The organism is Mitsuaria sp. TWR114, assembly GCF_007997345.1.
This window is the reverse complement of record NZ_VOSR01000057.1, coordinates 1-4,701: the sequence shown is the minus strand read 5'-3', so window position 1 is coordinate 4,701 and position 4,701 is coordinate 1. Positions and strand designations below refer to the sequence as shown.

Genomic DNA, 4,701 nt, shown 5'->3' with positions numbered 1-4,701 from the left:
AGGTCTCGAAGGCGCGTCGGGTCGGCTCCCCGGCGCGCGGCGACAGCTCGACGCCGCCCACCAGCCCGAGGTTGCGCACGTCGATCACATGCGGCTCGCCGCGCAGCGCATGCAGCTGCTCGGCGAAGTAGCCCTGGAGCTCCGCGGCCCGCGTCAGCAGGCCGTCCTCGGCATAGGTGTCCAGCGTCGCCAGTCCCGCCGCGCAGGCCAGCGGATGCGCCGAGTAGGTGTAGCCGTGAAAGAACTCGATCAGGTGGTCCGGCCCGGTCATGAAGGCGTCGTGGATGCGCTGCTGCGCCAGCACCGCGCCCATCGGCACGCAGCCGTTGGTCAGGCCCTTGGCGACCGTCATCAGGTCCGGCGTCACGCCGAAGGTCTGCGCCGCGAAGGCCTGGCCGGTGCGGCCGAAGCCGGTGATGACCTCGTCGAAGATCAGCAGGATGCCGTGCCGGTCGCAGATCTCGCGCAGGCGCTGCAGGTAGCCCTGCGGTGGGATCAGCACGCCCGCCGAGCCGGCCACCGGCTCGACGATCACCGCCGCGATCGTCGACGCGTCATGCAGCGCGACCAGGCGCTCCAGGTCGTCGGCCAGTTCCGCGCCATGCGCCGGCAGGCCGACGCTGAAGGCATTGCGGGCGATGTCGTGGGTGTGGCGCAGGTGGTCGACGCCGGCCAGCAGCGTCCCGAACATCTTGCGGTTGGCGACCATGCCGCCCACCGACATGCCGCCGAAGTTGACGCCGTGATAACCGCGCTCGCGGCCGATCAGGCGGGTGCGCTGGCCTTCGCCGCGGGCGCGGTGGTAGGCCAGCGCGATCTTCAGCGCCGTCTCCACCGACTCCGAGCCGGAGTTGGTGAAGAACACCTTGTTCATGCCCTCGGGCGCGATGCCCGCCAGCCGCGAGGCCAGCTCGAAGGCCTTGGGATGGCCCATCTGGAAGGGCGGGGCGAAGTCCAGTTCCGCCGCCTGTTCCTGGATCGCCCGCACGATGCGCGGCCGGTTGTGGCCCGCGTTCACGCACCACAGGCCGGCGACGCCGTCCAGGATCTGGCGCCCCTGGTCGTCGGTGAAGTACATGCCGTCCGCGCGCGTCAGCAGGCGCGGCGACTGCTTGAACTGCCGGTTGGCGGTGAACGGCATCCAGTAGGCGTCGAGGTCGGGACGGGTGGGGGTGGACATGGCGGGGCTCCCGGGGCGGCGCATTCGGCGCGGGTGATCGATCGGGGCAGTCTAGGCAAGCCGGCGCGCAATCGGTGAGCGTTCCGGCGGCGGGTAAACCCGCGACGGCGCAATCCCATGCGGCTGCGAACGCATTTCGTCGAACACAATGCCGCCCATGCTCAAGGAAGTGCAATTGGATGCGATCGACCGCGCGATCCTCGCGGTCTTGCAGCGCGACGCGCGGATCTCCAACCAGGACCTCGCCCAGCAGGTCCACCTGTCGCCGTCGGCCTGCCTGCGGCGCGTGAAGCGGCTGGAGGACAGCGGCGTCATCGACCGCGTCGTCGCGCTGCTCAATCCCAAGGCGATCGGCAAGCCCGGCACCAGCTGGACCATCGTCAACCTGGAGCGCATGACCCCGGCGGCGCTGGCCGAGTTCGAGCAGGCGGTGAAGGATGCGCCGGAGCTGCTCGACTGCTTCTACGTCGCCGGCACCAACGACTACCTGCTGCGCTTCGCCTACAAGGACGCCGAGGACCTGGAGCGCCTGCACACCCATGTGCTCATGCAGCTGCCGGGCGTGGCCAAGGCCAATTCGATGCTGGTGCTGCGCACGGTGAAGAAGACCAGCGCCTTTCCGCTGGACTGAGCGCGACGCCGGGCGTTCAGGCGGCGCGCGGCCGCAGCACGCGCAGCATCGGCAGCAGCTGGATCAGCAGCATCGCGCCCAGGATCAGCGCGCAGCCCAGCAGGCCGGCGGCATTGAGCCGGTCGCCCATCATCAGGTAGCCGAAGACGGCGGCGAACAGCGTCTCGGACGACAGGATGATCGCGGCGTCCGCCGCGTGGGCATAGCGCTGCGCCACCACCTGCCCGGTGAAGGCGATGCCCACCGACAGCACGCCGGTGTAGAGGATGGGCCCGGCGGCGGCCTGGATGCCGGCCCAGCTCCAGGACTCGAAGGCGAGGGCCCAGGCCAGCGCCACCACGCCGCAGAACAGGAACTGGCCGCCGGCGACGGTGAACGGCGCGTTCATCCGGTCCGCGACCATGCCCACCAGCAGCACGTGTACCGCCCAGGGCAGCGCGGAGGCGATCACCCAGGCGTCGCCCAGGCCGATGTCCAGTTCATGCGCGCCCGACAGCAGGAAGGCGCCGACCAGGCAGGCCAGCGCGCCCGGCCACACCGACCAGTGCGGCAGGTGGCGCAGCAGCAGCCAGCCCAGCAGCGGCACCAGCGGCACGTACAGCGCGGTCAGGAAGCCGGCGTTGGTGACGGTCGTGTACTGGATGCCGATCTGCTGCAGCGCCGCGCCGGTGGTCAGCAGCGCGCCCAGGCCCATGATCTTCAGCGCGTCGCCGCCGCGCAGCACCGTCGCGCCGGGCGCGCGGCGTTCCCGCACGATCAGCGGCAGCACCACCAGCGCGCCGATCAGGAAACGGATGCCGGTGAACATCATCGGCCCGATGCTCTCCATCCCGTGGGCCTGGGCGACGAAGGCCGAGCCCCAGATCATCGCGATGAGGGTCAGCAGCAGGTTGGCTTGGATGCGGGTCATGGGGCGGAGTGTCGACGATGGCGGAGGACGGGCCGGGGCGCAGCTTCGCGCCAACCTTCATGAGCGGAGATACGCGAGTTCTTCGTCGCTGAAGCCGGCGGCGCCGCGGGCCTCGAGGTTGAAGGGCGGGCGCAGCTTCGGAGCCTCGTGGCGCTCGACCAGCTCGGGGTAGAGCGCGACCGGATCCAGGTCGCGCTCGCGGCACAGGTGGCGGTACCAGTGGTTGCCGATGCGCACATGGCCGACCTCGTCGCGCAGGATCACGCCGAGGATCTCCACCGCGCGCGCGTCGCCGGCCTTGGCGAACTTGGCCTGCAGCGGCGGCGTCGCGTCCAGCCCGCGCGCTTCCAGCGTGCGCGGCACCAGCGCCATGCGGGCGAGCACGTCGCCGGCGGTGCGCATCGCCATCGTCCACAGGCCGTCGTGCGCGTCGAAGTCGCCATAGGCGCGGCCCAGGCCGCGCAGGTGCTCATCGAGCAGGGTGAAGTGCAGCGCCTCCTCGGCCGCGACCCGCAGCCAGTCGAGGTAGTAGGCGCGCGGCATGTCGGGGAAGCGCCAGACGGCGTCCAGCGCCAGGTTGATCGCGTTGAACTCGATGTGCGCGATCGCGTGCAGCAGCGCCGCGCGACCTTCCGGCGTGTAGGGCGACCGCGAGGCCACCTGCAGCGCGGCCACCAGCCGGGGCCGGGCGGGACGGCCGGGGGGGTCGGTCTCCGGCACGAGGCGGGCGGCGGTGTCGAGCCAGACCTCGGGCGCGAGGGTGTGGCTGGTGCCGCAGTCGGGGCTGGGGGGCGATGGGCGCGCCGTCGACGGCGGGCGAGGCGGACGGTGTGCCTGTCATGGCCGTCGCGGCGGCGTGCAGTTCGCGAGCCGCGGCCGCCTTGGCCTGCGGGTCCGCGATCAGAAGGACCTGCAGCGCGCGGGTTCGAAGTTCCATTCGTAGAATTATCCCTTTTGGAGAAACGCATGGCCGTCTACCGCCTCGGCGAGCACACGCCGGAACTCGGCGCCGGCGTCTGGGTCGCCGAGAGCGCGCAGGTCATCGGCCGCGTCACGCTCGAGGACGAGGTCAGCATCTGGTTCAACGCGGTGCTGCGCGGCGACAGCGACCACCTCACCATCGGCGCCGGCAGCAACATCCAGGACGGCAGCGTGCTGCACGCCGATGCCGGCATGCCGCTCACGCTCGGGCGCAACGTCACGGTGGGCCACCAGGTGATGCTGCATGGGTGCACCGTCGGCGACAACGCGCTGATCGGCATCGGCGCCGTGGTGCTCAACGGCGCGCGCATCGGCGCGAACTGCCTGGTGGGCGCCGGCTCGCTGGTCACCGAGGGCAAGACGTTCCCCGACGGCAGCCTGATCATGGGCTCGCCGGCCAAGGTCGTGCGTGAGCTCACCCCGCAGCAGATCCAGGGCCTGGCCATGAGCGCGGCCCATTACGTGCGCAACGGGCGGCGCTACGCCGAAGAGCTGGTTCGCATTGACGATCCGCGTTCCGCCCCCAGATCACCCGAATTCAAAGGAGTCCCATGACCACGTCGACCAAGCCCGCGCCCAGCGAGCTCCACAAGTTCCTCTTCGAAGGCCTGCCGGTGCGCGGCATGCTGGTCCGCCTGGACGAGAGCTGGAAGGAGCTGCTGGGCCGGCGCAAGGAGCCGCTGACGCCGGCGGTGCGCGACCTGCTGGGCCAGATGACGGCGGCGGGCGTGCTGATGCAGGCCAACATCAAGTTCAACGGCGCGCTGGTCTTCCAGGTGATGGGGGACGGGCCGTTGAAGCTGGCGGTGGTTGAGGTCCAGCCGGACATGAGCTTCCGCTCGACGGCCAAGACGCGCGAGGCCGTGCCGGACGACGCCACGCTGCAGCAGATGCTCAACGTCCACGGCCAGGGGCGCTGCGCGATCACGCTCGATCCCAAGGACCGCCTGCCGGGCCAGCAGCCTTACCAGGGCGTGGTGCCGCTGAGCGGGCCGGACG

The 4,701-nt window shown here is 70.9% G+C and carries 5 protein-coding genes and 1 pseudogene; 3 read left to right on the top strand and 3 right to left on the bottom strand.

What is annotated here, in order from left to right:
• Positions 1-1,180: aspartate aminotransferase family protein (locus FUT87_RS03545; protein WP_147240109.1), on the bottom strand; the 1,180-nt coding region annotated here is incomplete at its 3' end.
• A gap of 157 nt (positions 1,181-1,337) precedes the next feature.
• Between FUT87_RS03545 and FUT87_RS03540 the strand changes: the two genes are divergently transcribed.
• Complete coding sequence (locus FUT87_RS03540) at positions 1,338-1,811, top strand: Lrp/AsnC family transcriptional regulator (protein ID WP_147240108.1); 474 nt, start codon at positions 1,338-1,340, stop codon at positions 1,809-1,811.
• 16 nt (positions 1,812-1,827) lie between these two features.
• Here FUT87_RS03540 and FUT87_RS03535 read toward each other — a convergent pair whose 3' ends face one another.
• A complete protein-coding gene (locus tag FUT87_RS03535) occupies positions 1,828-2,721 on the bottom strand; it encodes a DMT family transporter (RefSeq protein WP_147240107.1) in 894 nt (297 codons plus the stop codon).
• 57 nt (positions 2,722-2,778) lie between these two features.
• Positions 2,779-3,658: pseudogene (locus FUT87_RS03530) on the bottom strand (ferritin-like domain-containing protein).
• Between the two features lie 29 nt (positions 3,659-3,687).
• On the opposite strand from FUT87_RS03530, the gene FUT87_RS03520 reads away from it, so the two are divergent.
• On the top strand, positions 3,688-4,257 hold the full coding sequence (locus FUT87_RS03520; RefSeq protein WP_147240105.1) for a gamma carbonic anhydrase family protein: 570 nt from the start codon (positions 3,688-3,690) through the stop codon (positions 4,255-4,257).
• Positions 4,254-4,701, top strand: a 448-nt coding sequence (locus tag FUT87_RS03515) for an Hsp33 family molecular chaperone HslO (protein WP_147240104.1), incomplete at its 3' end; no start/stop codon positions are given. The genes FUT87_RS03520 and FUT87_RS03515, both read left to right, overlap by 4 nt.

Excerpts from the sequence above, each read along its gene's own strand:
- FUT87_RS03540 (WP_147240108.1), top strand. The coding sequence starts at position 1,338 with ATGCTCAAGGAAGTGCAATTGGATGCGATCGACCGCGCGATCCTCGCG.
- FUT87_RS03535 (WP_147240107.1), bottom strand. The coding sequence starts at position 2,721 with ATGACCCGCATCCAAGCCAACCTGCTGCTGACCCTCATCGCGATGATC.
- FUT87_RS03520 (WP_147240105.1), top strand. The coding sequence starts at position 3,688 with ATGGCCGTCTACCGCCTCGGCGAGCACACGCCGGAACTCGGCGCCGGC.